Below are 15063 nucleotides of genomic sequence, written 5' to 3' on the forward strand. Positions count from 1 at the left end.
AAATTAATCTCATGTTTATTTCTTTTTCTGTACAACAACTTCCCCCTTCTTATTAATCTTTACCGGATTTTTAGGAAAAGCTTGCTTATTCAAAGAACGCATGAGTTTCACAGTCCTAAAATACCGATCAATTTGAGGAATTCCTTGCCTATCCATCCGCACAGGGATAATTTTACTTGATACCAAATCTCCGATAGAGTTGAGTTTAACTTCTAAAATCATAGAGTCACCCGTCTGTGCATTTGTAGATAAAGTTCGATATCCTAGAAAGTTTCCTAAAGAATAGGCAATGATTTTTCCCTTATAGATTTCCATCGCTCTCGGAACATGAGGCCCATGTCCTATTACTAAATCTGCTCCCGCATCAATCATGTTTCGAGCAAACTTAATTGAATTACCTCGATTTTCTCCATAAAAAAACTCTGTCTCATTCTTAATATGTAGTGCCCCCGTCCCTTCGGCTCCGGCGTGCATCGATACTACTACAATGTTTGCTTTATTTTTAGCTTCTGCTATAAGTGCTTGAGCTGCTCCTAAATTATGAATGGAATTATACATTTCATAAGGAGAAAAACCCACCATTGCCACGGGGATATTGTTAGCTTTCAAATAAAGAATTTGATTTTTATGACCTAATGTTGCAATGCCCACAGCCTCAAGATTTTTCTTTGTATCTTTGAACCCTACCGGGCCAAAATCCATTGCATGGTTATTGGCCATATTAAACACATTAAAACCAACCTCAGCAAATAGGCGAGCATATCCAGGTGGGGAACGAAAAGCAAAGACTTGTCCTTTATTAGTATCTTTGGTGGTGTAAGGATAATTAGTTAAGCTACTTTCAAAGTTACCAAATAAAATATCAGATCCTTGCAAGTGAGTTCTCACTGACTTTGGTAATAATTGATCTCGAAACCTGGGTAATCTATAGTTAGGAAAATTAGTACCAGGAATAATATCTCCAACAGCTTTGATAGTAATAGTATCTGGAAAAGTTTGCTGTTTTGGTATTAGTGACGTAGGTTCAGGAATGCCAATCGGTAATGGTACAGGTTCAGTGGGTGTAGTAGCAGCGTTTAATTGCTGTGATTGCCCAAGCCGAATAACGACTCCTATACTAATACCCATATATAAACAAATACTGATAAAACTAAATGAAAGCCCTCTCCCCACAATGAGATTCGCCATCGTTCATTCCTCACACGATGGCATTAGTTTATCCCACAAATCTGTGTTGTTGCTGTATATTTTAGTGTTTTCTAGGCAATATTTGACTCAGTAACCAGGTAAATATAATCTTGCTAATGTTTATTCGCTCCAGAACTTAGTAAAAGCCATATGGTTTTTGCCATAGAGATACATCATTTTTCTCTTGTTCTCAGAGAATAATCATGAAAGTTGATAATTATCAGCAGATACAGCAAATGTTAGGACTAGAAAATGACTTATTAGTACGAATATCAAGTAGTTATGTTGACTAAAATCACACATGAATAATGATTTACATTACGTATGTTATTGTAGTGTAATGATACAAGATTTCATGGCAGATATCAACAACATGTATAATAATGCACTAGTTATTACTCGTTATATAATAATTTTTTTGACGAGAAAATCAAAATATTCATTATTATTTATAGTATTTTTATCTTTTTGTATATCATTACTGCTGGCATTAATTCATGGTACATTATTGTACTTCTCTTGAAGCTAAAAGGATGTCTCTAGCCGCTTATAAAATAAATAAAAACGGAGAGGGGGGGATTCGAACCCCCGTTGGGTTTCCCCAAAACGCATTTCGAGTGCGTCAAGCCTAGTAGATGGACACTATGTCTGGTAAGTGTTACAGTGTTTTGAACGGGATATCACTGATAGACCTGTACCAATACCTGTACCAAGGCAAGCAATAATATGGCATTAGCGAAGAGTAGATATACTCATTTATCGGTTGGCGCGGTAAAAAATGAAGATGGTACTTTTTATCGCCTCAGATTTAGTACCGCTTTAGGTAGAAAAACTATCGGACTTAGCAGTGATGAATTGCAGGCATATAATATTGCAATGTTGGTCGACGAAGAAGTGACGAGACAATTGGCTACCAGTACAGAGGTTGACCTGGATAGCTTGAGGGAACTAGTGAAGTCTGAATTGAGTAAGGTAAAACAAAAACAAGGCAAGAGCAACATCAGGCTAATAGAGAAAGATGACTTATGTGTGCTGTGGGACAACTACGTAAACTTCCATGTGAGCTTGGGACAGTGGAGTGAGACTTATATCCAGAGTCATATATCGTTGATACGACGATTACTTGAATCCTGTCCCGTTACCAAGTTAGAGCAAAAACAGGAGTTAGTAGAGTGGTTGTTTTCCAGTAATACTCGCACCAAGCAAACATCCAAGGATAGATTGAAGCTCATTGTCGCCGCTATTGACTGGAATAGTAAGCACGGTAATATTCCCCGACGTTGGGGTATAGAGTATCGAGACCTACTCAATGGCATAAACATCAAGCAGGAGAAAAAAGTTGCTTACAAGGATGACGACACACAAATAGATATATTTAAAGTGAAGGAAATCTATCAAATACTAGAAGCTTTTAGGGATGATACGCTCTCTCGTGTGAGTGGTAAACACAGGCAGTATTGGAGGTACGTAACATTCTTATGGCTTACAGGCTGTAGACCTTCTGAGGCAGTAGCACTCAAATGGGATAACGTTGACCTCAATAAAAAACGTATTAAAATCTGCGAAGTAGAGATGGTCAGAGGTGGTCAACGTATTACTCGTGCAAGTACAAAAACTGTAACGTATAGGTTCTTCCCGATAAATAATGAACTGGAAGAATTACTACTACTTGGTAGTAAGCGCACAGGGTACGTATTCGTTAACGGTGAGGGTAAGCCAATCTCTCATGCTGCCTTTTACTCTGTTTGGGGCACAGTTCTCAAAAAATTGAATTTGCACTACAGAGTTCCCTATCAATTACGGCATACAATGATTTCATATCATGCCAACAATGACTACCCATTACACAAACTTGCAGAGTTAGTTGGTAATAGTGAAGAAGTTATCAAAGAACACTATCTCAGGCTTGACATTGAGAGAATATCGCTGCCAGGTATTATCAAATAATTTTTTTACAAAAAAAAGATACCCCAGAGTAGTGTAGTGCTACCTTGGGGTATTGTTTTCTGAAGTGTCATATTTGGATGTCACTCCAGATGACATATTTACATGTCACTTTTTTAGCTAGTAGGTATAACCGATAGGTCATTATTACCGTTAACGGTAATTCTTAGATTATCCATCCTGAAGTTACCATAGTAAGTACCGCCTGGTTCACTACCTATCAGAATGTTGGCGTTGGTATTATTAATGTTACTCGTGCCAATACTGGCAGTACCTTTTTGCACTCCATTAACCCAAACAGATATCACTCCATCCACTCGTTTGATGCCGATGTGATAAAGCGTATTTACTGCCACTGGAATACTTGTTATTCCGACATAGCCACTACCACTGTAGAAGTAAACTCCCATAACACCAGTGCTATCTAGCTGAATAGCAAAGGTAGAATTGGAGGCATTTCCACCATATTTATTAATTATGGCTGCTGGTGCTACCGATACAAACCTTATAAAGAAGTCAATTACAAAAGTAGAGTTACCAAAATTGTAATCGCTTCTATTGGGTATACTGGCATACCCTGCGTTACCAGTTAATAGGGATGACCCCGACAATAGAACCACACTACTATCTACTGATGCTGTCCCAATAAGTGAGATGGTATTGTCTAGTGCCACATCTGTTGGTGGTGTTGCATTAAACAAAGACTTGAACACAACAGTTCCATTCCACGTCGGTGTTGTCCCCCCACCCGAACTGCCACCACTACCACCGCTTGATAATCCTGCCAACAAGTCGGCTTTTGATATCTTATAGGGTGTATTAGTGCTGTCAATTCCAATAAAATAATCACCACTTGCAGCAACAGTTTTAACGATTGTTGGAACTGTCAGCCCACTGTATGTATTGTAGTAATTGTTGATTACTTGCAATGCCCTTTTATAAAGTGTCATATTAATCTCCTATAAGTTGGTCGGCATGTATCCACGAGAGTGTAGCAATCAAGCCACCATCAGCAACATAGAGCATATTCAAATCACTATCAACACTCAATATCTCGCCCTCAGATTGCATCCCGTAATTGTCGATATATTGCACTATTTCACCTATCCTTACCATCACCGTTTCATGCTCATCATCTGCTATTGAATACGACATTTTTCTTCTTCCCTGTTATGTCTATAAGGTTTATTGGTGGTACATTGATGCCTACATTAAGGTAAGCATGAGTAAATGTCACTATCCCAGATTTATGTACAGTTGGAACTTCCAGAATCTTCCCTCTTACCGTTACTTTGTCAGGTCTACTAGAAGTAGCATTAGTACGCTTACTTCCTACTCTCAGAAGGTCATCATTAACAGAATGCCCTTGTATATCTAGTACTTGTTCTACTATCCTTCTAGCCTCTTGTTGGGATATCACGTCAAGCTTGAATTGATACCCTTTCTCATGGTCGGCATAAGTATAGGTTTGAGTACCTTTTGATATCTTGAGTGGCGGTGTTGCAAATTTGGCGTGTATACGTTCAGTAAGTGTTTTGAGGTAGTCGTCTGTTGCAAAATCTTCCTTATTTTTGTTCATCAACCTGAAGGCTATCTGCATCGACAATGCGTCAACAATCTCACCTTTACTAGATATCCTGTTTTGCTTGCGATAGAACTTCAATACCACTTCAGGTCTATGCCTTCTATCAGGCATTTCAGTAGGTAATGTACCGTAAATAGTACCAAGGTCACGTCCATTGAACTGTTCGTGTGTTGAAAGGTATTGGATGATTTGTGGTTTAAGAAGTTCTTCGCTACCACCAAGCACTATTTTCTCGTCTGGGTTTTGCCTATTGGGCGTTATCTCCACATATCTTTCATGCCCCAATACTGGAGTTTTCTCGCGCTCCAACATTGCTGTAGAGAGAAACGTATCCACAGCATTCGCAACAACATAACCCGCTTCTACGCATGCCTCGTCTGCTTCTTCTTGGAACTCTTCAGTAAACTCTCTCAACGCTCCTTCGGCACCGAAAACATTATCCAATAATTGCTCATTCGCTATAGCAAAACTCCAAGGTTGACTACCAGCGCTACCCCATGCCCTGACAACCTTTTCAGTGTTAGCGCCAAGTAGTTTTTTCACTAATTTACTTTGACTCTTAATGAACTTGCGAGCGTTTTTGTAGGTTTCCGTAAGAAAGATTTGAGTACCTAATCGCAATGCCGAATTGAATAATGCACTCATATTTTGCAATATTTCTTCTAGTGCTTCTTCGCTCACTTTTTCTAGCACCACAGCGCCTAATGGTTCATTGAATACCATAATGGCTGCTGCTGGCAAAATACCACATACAGCATACCCAAAGGCATTACCCAAAGCACCGCCAAGTTGAGCCATTAACGCAGTCCATTGAGATTTAATACTGGCATCAAGTTGCTCATCTGTAGCATTCCAATTAAAGTTCCAAATAAACTGTTTTGTCGCCACAAACCAACCCCAAAAAGAACTCCATGAGAACTTAAAGTATTGCGTTACCTTGCCAAACAAGAAACCTGTTAATGACCATGCTGCATTAAATACATATCCTATGAAGTCAAGCACTCCATTGCCAGTACTGCCATTTCTGGTGATACCCTGTTCCATGCCACGAATGATACGTGTGCCAACCTCACCCCTAACAACACGACTTGTTAACCTTGCTAATTCAAACTTTATTGCCATACCCTACCCCTATTGCTGTGAGATGACATGTAAATATGTCACTTTAAATGTCATCTAAATATGTCATCTGGGAAATATACATTCTACCTACCTGACAATTTCTCTGCCGTCGTTATCGTAGTTGCCTTTTTCTGTCCCAATCTCTCGTATTTTAGGGCGTTGGTCGTAAGGTCTACCCCAAGGATTAATAGTATCGGTGATACCAGAAACCTCGATAAAACCTCTTTCAGCTTGTTCTGTGAAATCATTAAAACTACCCTGCTCATTCTCCTTATGATTGGCGCTGATAGCATCAGGATTACCTAGCAGTTTTTGTTTTAGGTCTTCCACAATATCACCCGTCAATGACCGCCAATTTTGAGCATTCCATCTTGCTGCCATTGTCTTGAGTATTTTAAGGTCATCTTGCAGGTCATTTTTATCAGTGTTTTCATAGGTGACAATTTTGATGTTTTTTTCTTTCAATGTTTCAGTAATATTCTGTCCGTTGGGGGTAAAAAGTGATGGTATTTCTTTTTCTTTTTGCTCAAGTTTGTACCCTAAAAACTCAGCATTAGCTAGTGTTACATCAAGCGTTTTTACACCCAATTGTTTTGCCATCCCTGCTTCTGCCATTGCCTTGATAGCGGTGATAAGTGTTGCCTGAGTATCACGCTTCGTTGTTATCAAAAGCCCTAGTAGCTCTGCCAGTCCTTCGGCAACATTGGGTAGTGATATTGTTTCTGTTTGGTCGCCATCTTTCGTAAGGTCGGTATCCTCCACTTTTATCTCAATAGGAAAAGCACCAAGCAATGCATCCAATTGTTGCATCTGCCACAACATCAATTCTGCGAGTGACTCAATGTTGATATAGCTTGGATTCTGTTTTGCAAAGTTATCAGGCACACTTGCAGGTAGGCTACCCACACGTTTGATGAGTAGCTTCAGTAATGCGTCGTTGTTTTGTTGACCGGGGCAGCACATATCTTTATCCTCTTTTTCTTTTTTTTTACGCTTTGGCGGTGGTGGTGGGTCTGATGTTGGAGTGAATGATGGACAACCTAAAGCGTCGGGAGAACTAACATACAGGTTGTCAATAATGGGAGTAAAATCACCTGCACTCAAATCATCAAGTATTGCATTCACAGATACTCTATCAGTGCCACTTTGAATCTCCACATTCATGCCACTGACGTAGTAGGAAGGATATGAAGATAAGTACCTCTGAGGGTCTCCATCAGCACCACAACCATTACCTATTTGTGGGTAGATTTTGTAAGTACTGCCATTACCAGCAGTCTTTACCTCACTAACGCCTGAACTACCCCCAGAGTTATAGAAGTCGTAAATGTCGCCTGTAAAATCGGGAAATTTCGACTTAATCAACTGAAGGATTATATTTGGTGATGAGTTCTCTGACTGCCTGACATACCCATTGATGTCAGTGTCGTATACAAACCCTAGTATTTTTGATGCATAAATCACCCTAAAGGTAATCAATCCACATCGGGATAAATCCATGCGTCGTAGCTTATCGATGTCATTGGGTGGTACTTGAGGTAGTTGACAGTATGGGTTCCTATGAGTGAAAGTTCCGAAACGAGTTGTGAGTGTAATATTGCATGGGTCAACGTTGAGAGTTGCGTCTTTGAAATCTTGATAAATTCTTCCAGCAACAGTTCTTATAGGTGCTGATGCTTGACCGGGGAAAATAGGAATAGGTCGAAAGTTTTCATTATCTTTTATCAGCTTCATTAACTCACTTTTTTGAGTATCAGCGAAATAGCCCATCACACATACTCCCTTATCTCAATAGAAGCTGTACCACTTGCTATTACTGCATAGTATGAGCCGGTGTATATTGGTGCTAAAGCCTCATAATAATCACCGGGTGCTAACTTCACTGCATAGCTCGAAGTTTTAACAGTATTAACAGTATCAACAAAAACGTCCACTAAGGAATTGTTTTGAAAGCTAATACCAGTCCTATTGTTGTTACTGTTAACGATTTTGCTTGCAGTAGTAGTAATAGTGTTGGCAATGCGTGACGACGTATCACTTATACGCTCTACGGTTACTACCCTCTCAAGGTCAGCAAACACCGTTATCTTATCACTACCAAAAGCACCGTTTTGTAATAGTCCAAAACCTACGTTTTTCATTTGAATACCTACCATTGCATTGCTACCAAGTGCATGGTCACCAAGGGAATATTCTCTATATGGGTAAGGATTTGGATTAAGCAATGAGTACGCTGCTATTCGTTGCCAATTCGTACCGTTATTTGTAGTCAGCAATATATCCATCTCGATGCGTGGTGATTTCCACTCAAGGTTGATAGCATCCAGTAACTGTTTACTCTCACTGTCCTCTAGGTCAAATACTGGAAACGGTACTGTTGCAATGTTGTAGATGAACGCTACAGCCTTAAGATTCTTCACCTCAAAGTACTCATTCACCACTCTGTAGCCTGCTTTAGTGAATGATGTATATGTGAAAAGTGGTACTACATTTGTTTGAGTGTTGGCATCCAATGTTATTGCCACTTTGGTTTTGATAGTGAAAGTATCGAGTGCCATACACGCCTCTAGGGTAAAAAGTTATTCTTACTGGTTAACCTGTAGGAAAAAATTTGTCTAGTACCCAGATTTTCAAGACGGGTATGGTCGTAAAAATAAGTGTCACTCAAACATGTCACTCCAGATGACACTTTAAAATGTCACTTTGAAACAACACGTACCCTTGCAGAATCACGTCGTTCAGTAATATTTTTACAGGTACTTGACATTGCTTCAATACCTTGCTAATACTTAGAGCATCCCAAAAAACACTTATACGGAGTGTAGTAAAAATGGCTGCTACTGCTGATTTAACACTGGCTGAGGTTTCTGCTGAAATCTTGGATACCGACGTAAAAGATTACGTTGCTGCAATGGATGCTTTACCTGGCACTGCTGGCATGAGTGAATTTCTTGCCAAGTTCTTGCAAGGTGCTGCTATTGCACAATCTAAAAAGAATACTGCCAACACTACTGCTGCTACTGGTGAACTCCTAAACTCATACCCACTACCTACGACTGGCACTGTACAGACTGACATTGGTAGTGGGTTACAAACTTTTACAAGTACCTACCAGTTAACAGTTATATCCGGCGCTGGCATTAGTGCTACTGTTCCCGCTCGTGCATAGTATCTCATAACCTTGTAGGGTGAAATTCCCTACTCTTTTTTTAGGAGTATGAACGATGGCAACGCAGTCCTTGAAACACGTATTCTATCCACTTTACATGGATAAACCCGGTAGTGGTGTAGGCGAAGTAAGAAATAAGGCTTATGGTGTATTCGCTACACGACTCTCTACCCATAGATTTCTGGATATCCCAGACTCTAAAATTTTTGTAGGTGATATCGAGCGTGAAGCTAAGGGAGGTATCCGCACTTTCACTTTGGCTGACGGCACAGTGCTATCACAAAGTAAAGAAAACAGTGATGGCAAAGTAGCAGATTACGTCTACACTGTCAAAAAGAGAATTGGTCAAAAACGTGTCATTATTCGCACGGGTAAGAGGATATACCCAAGTGATTCTAAAAAGACACAAGTTCATACACTGAGCTTTGCTTTTCCAAAATGGGCAACAATTCCCGTAATATCCGATGCACTCGGTGAATTCATCCCCCCAGCTAAAATTGCTCGTGACGGAACGCCATCTTCCACCGAAATTGAACCATACTACACTATCGAAAAAGGTGGTACTTATGGTATCTGGCAACAGACAACAGCACAATCTAGCATCGTTGCTGGCACTAATGTTACTGAACTTCTGAACAAAATTCGGGCTGACGGTGGAGACATTAAGCAGTAGGTCACTCTTATGTATGATATCGCTAGTGAGTGGAAACAAGTTATCAACGTTAGTCGCAAGGCTGTTAAAAATGTCAATGGTAAGTACTTGCCAATAGCACCAATAGAGCCTGATACAGTACTGACTCACAATACCATTGCACTCTATCTCACTAGCGAAAGTGCTAACCCTAATTGGTATAAAGCAGGGTATCTGTATCAGGCTTTTTTCATACCATTCGGCACTGCTGGTGCTGCACAAGGTGAGCAAATCAAAGTAATCCTGAATCGCTATATGATTCACAGGTTTACGACATTTCCTGATATTGAAAACAAGTACGTGTTGAGCTACTCGCCTGAAAGTTACTACAAAGATGTAAAGTTGCAAGTCTGGGAATATGTTGGCACTAACCAGGGAGCAACCTTGGATAGTTTGCAGACAACTCAAAAGGCAACGTTAGCCAAGGTGAATAGTATTCAACAGTCACTAAATAGATAATACAAATTTTGGGTAATGAAGTGTTATACCCAGCATGGTTTAAAAGCTATGTTGGGTATTTTTTTTGGGTGTAGGGTGTATTGTTCCGAAGTGTCATATTTAGATGTCACTTAAAATGTCATTTTTAATGTCATGGATAAAAATTTATTGCATGACATGTAAATATGTCGATACAAGTGTCATCAAAAAATGTCACTCTGATTTAGTAGGGTAGGGGTTTATGAGTAACGAGGTTATTATGTGGATTGTCGGATTATCTGTACCAGCTTTCGTGAGCTTATTAGTACTGTTTGTGCAAGAGCGTGGAATACATCGTCGTCAACGGATGGCTGATTACGCTAGTAAGGAGCGTGTCATGGTGCTACTTGAAAACGATATCAGCAACTTGAAAAGCACCACAGATAAGATGTCTGTAGTGCTAGATAGAGTAGATGTTAGGCTAGATACTTTGTCGGAGCGAATGGTCAAGGTAGAAACTAAGTTGCAGTAGCTTGTATTGCTAGTACCAATTCATTCTTGTTCATGTTGCCATAACCCTTTATTTTAAGGTTTGTGGCAATTTTTTTGAGTTCTCTGATAGAGAGAGTGTTCGGTGGTTTTTAAAGCCCTATTAACACGCTCAGATATTCCACCCTTCCTGTATCTTGAGAACTCAAACTTCATTTTTGCTATCCTGACAAGTAGTTGTACTTCTGATACATGATTTAAACCAATGTCAGAAGCACCGCTTATTAATTCCATCTCCTTTAAGTCAGATGCTGTCTTGCCACATACAGCAACGGTAATCGCGTCGTGTGCCATAGCAGCATTAAACTTATAACGTATACAACTATTCTGAAACGCTGACTGTGCATCAGTGCAAAATAGGCGTGATTCCTCCCACGACACACGACTGTTGATAGCTTGACGTTCATATTGTTGCTCTGATTTGACGATGCTAAAGACTGCGTCACAACGACGTTGTAGTGCCTCTTGCATACATGCCGATACCAACGCTTGGGCTTTGATGTTGCCTTTGAATGCTTGCGACATCCAGAAGTCTGATGCGATATCGACAGGAATAGCATTTATCTGTCTACCTGTGCCAGATATTGAAAATTTGTCGAAGCTGAAACCTTTACCGGGTAAATGGTTCAATCGATTTTCCTTTAAAAAACGTCGGAACCCAATCTCAGATAATTCAATCGCTTCGGCTACTTGAGTTTGACTCATTACGTAATCACCGTTGGGCAACTGAAATACTTCTATTTCAATACCAGCGATTTGAATTAACGCACGTTTGGCTTTGTCTGACATGATTGATACTTATGTACTACTTTGCGAGGATAACCGGCTTTGGCAATACTGCCAAGACCCTGTATATATTGAAGTGATATTGAAACCTGTTATTTCGTGTTAGCTATTGGTGTAAACCTTAGTAGCATTTAAAATGCTTGATTATTCCTTAGTCAGTAGGTGTAATTGGGTAACTTTTTGAGGAATAGTCAAGTTATCAAAAAACACCTTCAGTTCAGACTCTAGTCCATCTTTTCGCGATACCTTGCTATATTCCTTCTCCACATCAATCTCGTAACCGTACTCAGAAGCCTTGGAAGCGATTGTCTTGAATTCTTCGTGAGTAAGTTCACGTCCTAGCTCACGCTGACACCAGAAAAACAATTGCTCTACAGTGTAGTTGTGCTTTAGGTAGCCAATTACTGTGCCCGCTAAACGTTCTGCGTTAGTTGTCCTTGATTCTACTGCTTTGGAATTTCTCATATAAGTCCTGTGTGATTTGTGTGTTGTTTACTGTTATCGAGAACAGTAGTTTAACGACGTACTGAGGTCGTGTAAACGAATACTTCTGAAGTCAATATGAGCTATTGATTAGCTTGTGACTTATCCCTTTGTTCGCTGTCTTGTGCATAAATACTGCTAGCATCAATCCCTAATCTATTCAGCAAAAGTCTAAGTGTTGAAACTAGCTTGCGTGCTTGTTCGTAACGTGGTGAGGTCTTCTTTTCTTCACAAGTCTTTTCCCATACGGCAACCTCTTTCTCTAGGTCAATTAAGAGTTGATAGATGTCATCTAACTTACTAGCAATGGATGTTGGAACCCATTTCTGTACTACGTCATCGACATACTTCTTCTTCCTCCCTGAGCCTGGTTTTCTAGTACCACTACTTGGAATACCTCTAGGCATAAAACTCAATTTTTGTGTGTATGTGGGATATTAACAGCGCTATGGAGTCGATGAATCCCTGAATCCCTTGCTGTTGTTTCCTTATATCATTTATGTCACATCAACGAAAAAGTGTCAATCATTCTTGTGATAAAAATAAGAAAATAACCTGAAACATATACTGTGACTAGGTAAAATCATTTTTACAAGTATCTTGGTGATATTGGGCATACCCTATCATTCCTGGATGACATGTTTGAGTGACATTTTTAGTGACATGTTTTAATGTCATTCAATTTACTAAGGTAGGGATTGTGGCTACCAACTATTTGTTTGTGCTTGATATACTCCTCACCCTCGTGACGATAATGCTCTACGTATAGTCGTGAGTACTCTTGTTCAAGTGAGTCGTATTGTTCCTGTAATGACTTGAGTGATTTTGTCGTAGCATCGATGCGTTCTGATAACAGTTCCTTGCGCTTCATCAGTTCGGCAACCTTTTTGTCGAAGGTAGTGGAAGTCCTAACATGTGCGTTGTTAGGAATGCTGTAACTACCAGTCCGGCGTATAGCGGGTATTACCTCGGATGTCAGCCACTTTTTAAAGCGCTTGGTTGATGGCTTGCGACTTGTTAAGACAAGTGCATACAATCCTGGTTCATTCACACACCATACCTTCTGCGCCCTGGTGCTAGCAAATTTGCCACTGACATCATTTAAAGTTATGTCACGTGTTTTTTCGTCATCGTCCAATTTACTAATAGCTGTTGATGGATTTGTAATCTCTAATGCCTTGCAAATATCAGCCGCTACCCACCAAGGGTCTATTGCAGTACCTACAAAGCGTATGTCGTGTGTTTCAAAGCTGAAAATAGATAAGTTACTCATTATTCTTGTTCTCTGTGTATAGGTATTGTCTGTGAGTGACATTTTTACATGTCATTTAAAATGTCATATTTAGATGACATCTCACACACTAAGGTACTTGTTGGCTTGTTTAGCGCGCTCTATTATTTCCCTGGCATCGAGTACAGCCCTTGCCAGTTCAGGGTTAGCATCAAGTACAGCTTTAGCTTCGGTGAATAACTCTTTTTGAATAGACTGTAATTCCATCCTCTTTTCAGCTAGTTCACTTTCAAGCACCCTAATGTGATGCCGTACCAGTGCATCGTTGGCTTTTAGTTCAGTGAGTTTTGATGTGCTGACAGATGGTAATGCTTTGATATTTGCTTCCTTGGCAATACTTTCACATTCAATAAAGTATTTGCGGATGACTTTACCCTGTTCTGTACCTGACATCATCGCAAAACACTTAAAGCAATCAACTGTCAACATAATATGTTTTCCCGGTCTGCCCCCGTTAGAGGCTTTTTTACCCAAAGTTAAAAAGTCTGTGCCTTCTTCAAAATTAGCTACAAGGCAATCAAGTGCTTTCTGTTTTGATGCCCAGCCCAGCCATAGCCACGCATCATCAAGGTCAATAGGAAATTGTTCATCAGAGTTATAAATTGAGAGTGCAAGTGTCTTGTCAAAGGTAAGCTGTGTCATTGTTTTGTCATTGGGTATTGTGTGCGTTGAAGCGATGTTGAAACCTGTTGTATGTGTTGTTGTGAGATGACAATAAAATATGACATCTGGAGTGACACTCTGGGATGTCACCTAGGAAGTACTACCTACCACTACTACGTGCTTTATTGTAAGCAGTTTGCATTTTTTCCCACCTACTTACCGCCGCCACGTGAAAGCTATGCAACAAGTCAAATCTCTCTTGCTCTTCATAGTCTTCATGTGAACCTAAGATAGTGAATTACCACCACACAAACTACCAAAAGTCAAGAGTAAAGCATAAATATCTCACACATAAGCAAAACTTACACCTTACTGTAAAAAGTAGGGTGTTTTCTTGTGAGTGCGTGAATGATAAGTAAACTTAAAACTGTAGATTTACAGGATTGATATACAGTAAGGCTTTTAAATATTCCGATTTAAAATCGGAATAATAAGAACTTATGAATCATCTATTGATAAGTAACCTAGCGTATAACGAACAGTGTGCAGTAATGCTCAGAACGCTTTACCAGCAACGCATTGAAGCCTATAACGAAGGTTTTTCTTTATAGGCAGTTACATACTTTTTGCTTATATGTCATTAGCGATAAGTTTTCATTATCAACACTGGTGCTGACTTTATCACAGCATTTTCACTCACAAAGCATACGTATCAAGCATTGCAAGGTGTTTACTATTTTTGTAAGTAGAAAATATGAACTTATTGAACCATTTACTGTACCAACTGTACCAAAAACCTGTACCAAGTCCTACAGCACAAAATGACCAAAAATAAAAGGGGAAAACCTAAGAACCTTACCCTGTATGCATTTAACGGAGAGGGAGAGATTCGAACTCTCGAAGAAATTGCTTTCTTAACGCATTTCGAGTGCGTCACCATGAACCGCTCGGACACCTCTCCAGATATTTATTCACACATTTTAGTATATATATATTCAAATGCCGTGAATTGAGGGAAATTTTAACTCATTTCCTATATTACTATAACATTAGCGCTTTATCTGCGTAACAGAATGCTTCGGAAACACCAAAGGCTAATTACAGTGATTTTCAGGTAAATAGACCATAGGGTAGGGGCGCAAGGCCTTGCGCCCCTACTACGACGGATGTGGTTCAAATACATGAAAACTGCTGTAAGGTTTGTATACATCGGAAAAGACATCACAAATAGGGGA

General features: G+C 39.7%; 17 protein-coding genes and 1 tRNA gene. 5 read left to right on the top strand and 13 right to left on the bottom strand.

Annotated features, from left to right (window positions below; all coding sequences use genetic code 11):
- Window positions 1-15: 15 nt before the first annotated feature.
- The gene (locus FBB35_RS26975; RefSeq protein WP_174712202.1) at window positions 16-1188 is read right to left on the bottom strand and encodes a CapA family protein; all 1173 of its coding nucleotides are present in this window, start codon (window positions 1186-1188) and stop codon (window positions 16-18) included.
- Between the two features lie 726 nt (window positions 1189-1914).
- On the opposite strand from FBB35_RS26975, the gene FBB35_RS26980 reads away from it, so the two are divergent.
- Entirely contained in the window at window positions 1915-3135 is a 1221-nt protein-coding gene (locus tag FBB35_RS26980; RefSeq protein ID WP_174712203.1) for a tyrosine-type recombinase/integrase, read from the top strand.
- A 113-nt stretch (window positions 3136-3248) separates the two neighbouring features.
- On the opposite strand, the gene FBB35_RS26985 is transcribed toward FBB35_RS26980, so the two are convergent.
- From FBB35_RS26985 to FBB35_RS27005, 5 genes are all read right to left on the bottom strand, one after another.
- On the bottom strand, window positions 3249-4082 hold the full coding sequence (locus tag FBB35_RS26985; RefSeq protein WP_174712204.1) for a LamG domain-containing protein: 834 nt from the start codon (window positions 4080-4082) through the stop codon (window positions 3249-3251).
- Between the two features lies 1 nt (window position 4083).
- The gene (locus FBB35_RS26990; RefSeq protein WP_174712205.1) at window positions 4084-4287 is read right to left on the bottom strand and encodes a hypothetical protein; all 204 of its coding nucleotides are present in this window, start codon (window positions 4285-4287) and stop codon (window positions 4084-4086) included.
- Window positions 4265-5839, bottom strand: coding sequence for a hypothetical protein (locus FBB35_RS26995; RefSeq protein WP_174712206.1), 1575 nt, complete (start codon window positions 5837-5839; stop codon window positions 4265-4267). Before FBB35_RS26995 ends, FBB35_RS26990 begins: the two co-directional genes overlap by 23 nt.
- Before the next feature lie 87 nt (window positions 5840-5926).
- Complete coding sequence (locus tag FBB35_RS27000; protein WP_174712207.1) at window positions 5927-7609, bottom strand: hypothetical protein; 1683 nt, start codon at window positions 7607-7609, stop codon at window positions 5927-5929.
- Window positions 7609-8397: a hypothetical protein gene (locus tag FBB35_RS27005; protein ID WP_174712208.1), complete on the bottom strand. Its 789-nt coding sequence runs from the start codon at window positions 8395-8397 to the stop codon at window positions 7609-7611. The genes FBB35_RS27000 and FBB35_RS27005 overlap by 1 nt, the downstream gene beginning before the upstream one ends.
- Before the next feature lie 272 nt (window positions 8398-8669).
- On the opposite strand from FBB35_RS27005, the gene FBB35_RS27010 reads away from it, so the two are divergent.
- The 4 genes from FBB35_RS27010 to FBB35_RS27025 all read left to right on the top strand — a co-directional run bounded on the left by FBB35_RS27010 (window position 8670) and on the right by FBB35_RS27025 (window position 10648).
- Window positions 8670-9008 carry a hypothetical protein gene (locus FBB35_RS27010; RefSeq protein ID WP_174712209.1) on the top strand — a complete coding sequence of 113 codons (339 nt, stop codon included), beginning with the start codon at window positions 8670-8672 and terminating at the stop codon, window positions 9006-9008.
- A 55-nt stretch (window positions 9009-9063) separates the two neighbouring features.
- On the top strand, window positions 9064-9681 hold the full coding sequence (locus tag FBB35_RS27015) for a hypothetical protein (RefSeq protein ID WP_174712210.1): 618 nt from the start codon (window positions 9064-9066) through the stop codon (window positions 9679-9681).
- A gap of 9 nt (window positions 9682-9690) precedes the next feature.
- The gene (locus tag FBB35_RS27020; RefSeq protein ID WP_174712211.1) at window positions 9691-10158 is read left to right on the top strand and encodes a hypothetical protein; all 468 of its coding nucleotides are present in this window, start codon (window positions 9691-9693) and stop codon (window positions 10156-10158) included.
- A gap of 220 nt (window positions 10159-10378) precedes the next feature.
- On the top strand, window positions 10379-10648 hold the full coding sequence (locus FBB35_RS27025; RefSeq protein ID WP_174712101.1) for a hypothetical protein: 270 nt from the start codon (window positions 10379-10381) through the stop codon (window positions 10646-10648).
- Here the strand turns inward: FBB35_RS27025 and FBB35_RS35935 are convergent.
- The 7 genes from FBB35_RS35935 to FBB35_RS27060 all read right to left on the bottom strand — a co-directional run bounded on the left by FBB35_RS35935 (window position 10635) and on the right by FBB35_RS27060 (window position 14789).
- A complete protein-coding gene (locus FBB35_RS35935) occupies window positions 10635-10736 on the bottom strand; it encodes a Rho termination factor N-terminal domain-containing protein (protein ID WP_174713782.1) in 102 nt (33 codons plus the stop codon). The two genes, FBB35_RS27025 and FBB35_RS35935, sit on opposite strands and share 14 nt — an antisense overlap.
- A complete protein-coding gene (locus FBB35_RS27035; RefSeq protein WP_174712212.1) occupies window positions 10702-11454 on the bottom strand; it encodes a hypothetical protein in 753 nt (250 codons plus the stop codon). Before FBB35_RS27035 ends, FBB35_RS35935 begins: the two co-directional genes overlap by 35 nt.
- A 141-nt stretch (window positions 11455-11595) precedes the next feature.
- On the bottom strand, window positions 11596-11916 hold the full coding sequence (locus tag FBB35_RS27040; RefSeq protein WP_174712213.1) for a hypothetical protein: 321 nt from the start codon (window positions 11914-11916) through the stop codon (window positions 11596-11598).
- Window positions 11917-12017: 101 nt separating this feature from the next.
- A complete protein-coding gene (locus FBB35_RS27045) occupies window positions 12018-12341 on the bottom strand; it encodes a hypothetical protein (protein WP_174712214.1) in 324 nt (107 codons plus the stop codon).
- Between the two features lie 248 nt (window positions 12342-12589).
- Window positions 12590-13207, bottom strand: a complete 618-nt coding sequence (locus FBB35_RS27050) for a BRO family protein (protein WP_174712115.1) — start codon at window positions 13205-13207, stop codon at window positions 12590-12592.
- Window positions 13208-13288: 81 nt separating this feature from the next.
- Window positions 13289-13867 (bottom strand): antA/AntB antirepressor family protein, encoded by a 579-nt coding sequence (locus tag FBB35_RS27055; protein WP_174712114.1) that lies wholly within the window; start codon window positions 13865-13867, stop codon window positions 13289-13291.
- Window positions 13868-14702: 835 nt separating this feature from the next.
- A tRNA-Ser gene (locus tag FBB35_RS27060) sits at window positions 14703-14789 on the bottom strand.
- Between the last annotated feature and the right edge of the window lie 274 nt (window positions 14790-15063).

This window comes from Nostoc sp. TCL240-02, assembly GCF_013343235.1.
GTDB lineage: Bacteria > Cyanobacteriota > Cyanobacteriia > Cyanobacteriales > Nostocaceae > Nostoc.

Bases quoted from the DNA above. Each gene is read 5' to 3' on its own strand.
- FBB35_RS26975 (WP_174712202.1), bottom strand. From the start codon at position 1,188: ATGGCGAATCTCATTGTGGGGAGAGGGCTTTCATTTAGTTTTATCAGT.
- FBB35_RS26980 (WP_174712203.1), top strand. From the start codon at position 1,915: ATGGCATTAGCGAAGAGTAGATATACTCATTTATCGGTTGGCGCGGTA.
- FBB35_RS26985 (WP_174712204.1), bottom strand. From the start codon at position 4,082: ATGACACTTTATAAAAGGGCATTGCAAGTAATCAACAATTACTACAAT.
- FBB35_RS26990 (WP_174712205.1), bottom strand. From the start codon at position 4,287: ATGTCGTATTCAATAGCAGATGATGAGCATGAAACGGTGATGGTAAGG.
- FBB35_RS26995 (WP_174712206.1), bottom strand. From the start codon at position 5,839: ATGGCAATAAAGTTTGAATTAGCAAGGTTAACAAGTCGTGTTGTTAGG.
- FBB35_RS27000 (WP_174712207.1), bottom strand. From the start codon at position 7,609: ATGGGCTATTTCGCTGATACTCAAAAAAGTGAGTTAATGAAGCTGATA.
- FBB35_RS27005 (WP_174712208.1), bottom strand. From the start codon at position 8,397: ATGGCACTCGATACTTTCACTATCAAAACCAAAGTGGCAATAACATTG.
- FBB35_RS27010 (WP_174712209.1), top strand. From the start codon at position 8,670: ATGGCTGCTACTGCTGATTTAACACTGGCTGAGGTTTCTGCTGAAATC.
- FBB35_RS27015 (WP_174712210.1), top strand. From the start codon at position 9,064: ATGGCAACGCAGTCCTTGAAACACGTATTCTATCCACTTTACATGGAT.
- FBB35_RS27020 (WP_174712211.1), top strand. From the start codon at position 9,691: ATGTATGATATCGCTAGTGAGTGGAAACAAGTTATCAACGTTAGTCGC.
- FBB35_RS27025 (WP_174712101.1), top strand. From the start codon at position 10,379: ATGAGTAACGAGGTTATTATGTGGATTGTCGGATTATCTGTACCAGCT.
- FBB35_RS27035 (WP_174712212.1), bottom strand. From the start codon at position 11,454: ATGTCAGACAAAGCCAAACGTGCGTTAATTCAAATCGCTGGTATTGAA.
- FBB35_RS27040 (WP_174712213.1), bottom strand. From the start codon at position 11,916: ATGAGAAATTCCAAAGCAGTAGAATCAAGGACAACTAACGCAGAACGT.
- FBB35_RS27045 (WP_174712214.1), bottom strand. From the start codon at position 12,341: ATGCCTAGAGGTATTCCAAGTAGTGGTACTAGAAAACCAGGCTCAGGG.
- FBB35_RS27050 (WP_174712115.1), bottom strand. From the start codon at position 13,207: ATGAGTAACTTATCTATTTTCAGCTTTGAAACACACGACATACGCTTT.
- FBB35_RS27055 (WP_174712114.1), bottom strand. From the start codon at position 13,867: ATGACACAGCTTACCTTTGACAAGACACTTGCACTCTCAATTTATAAC.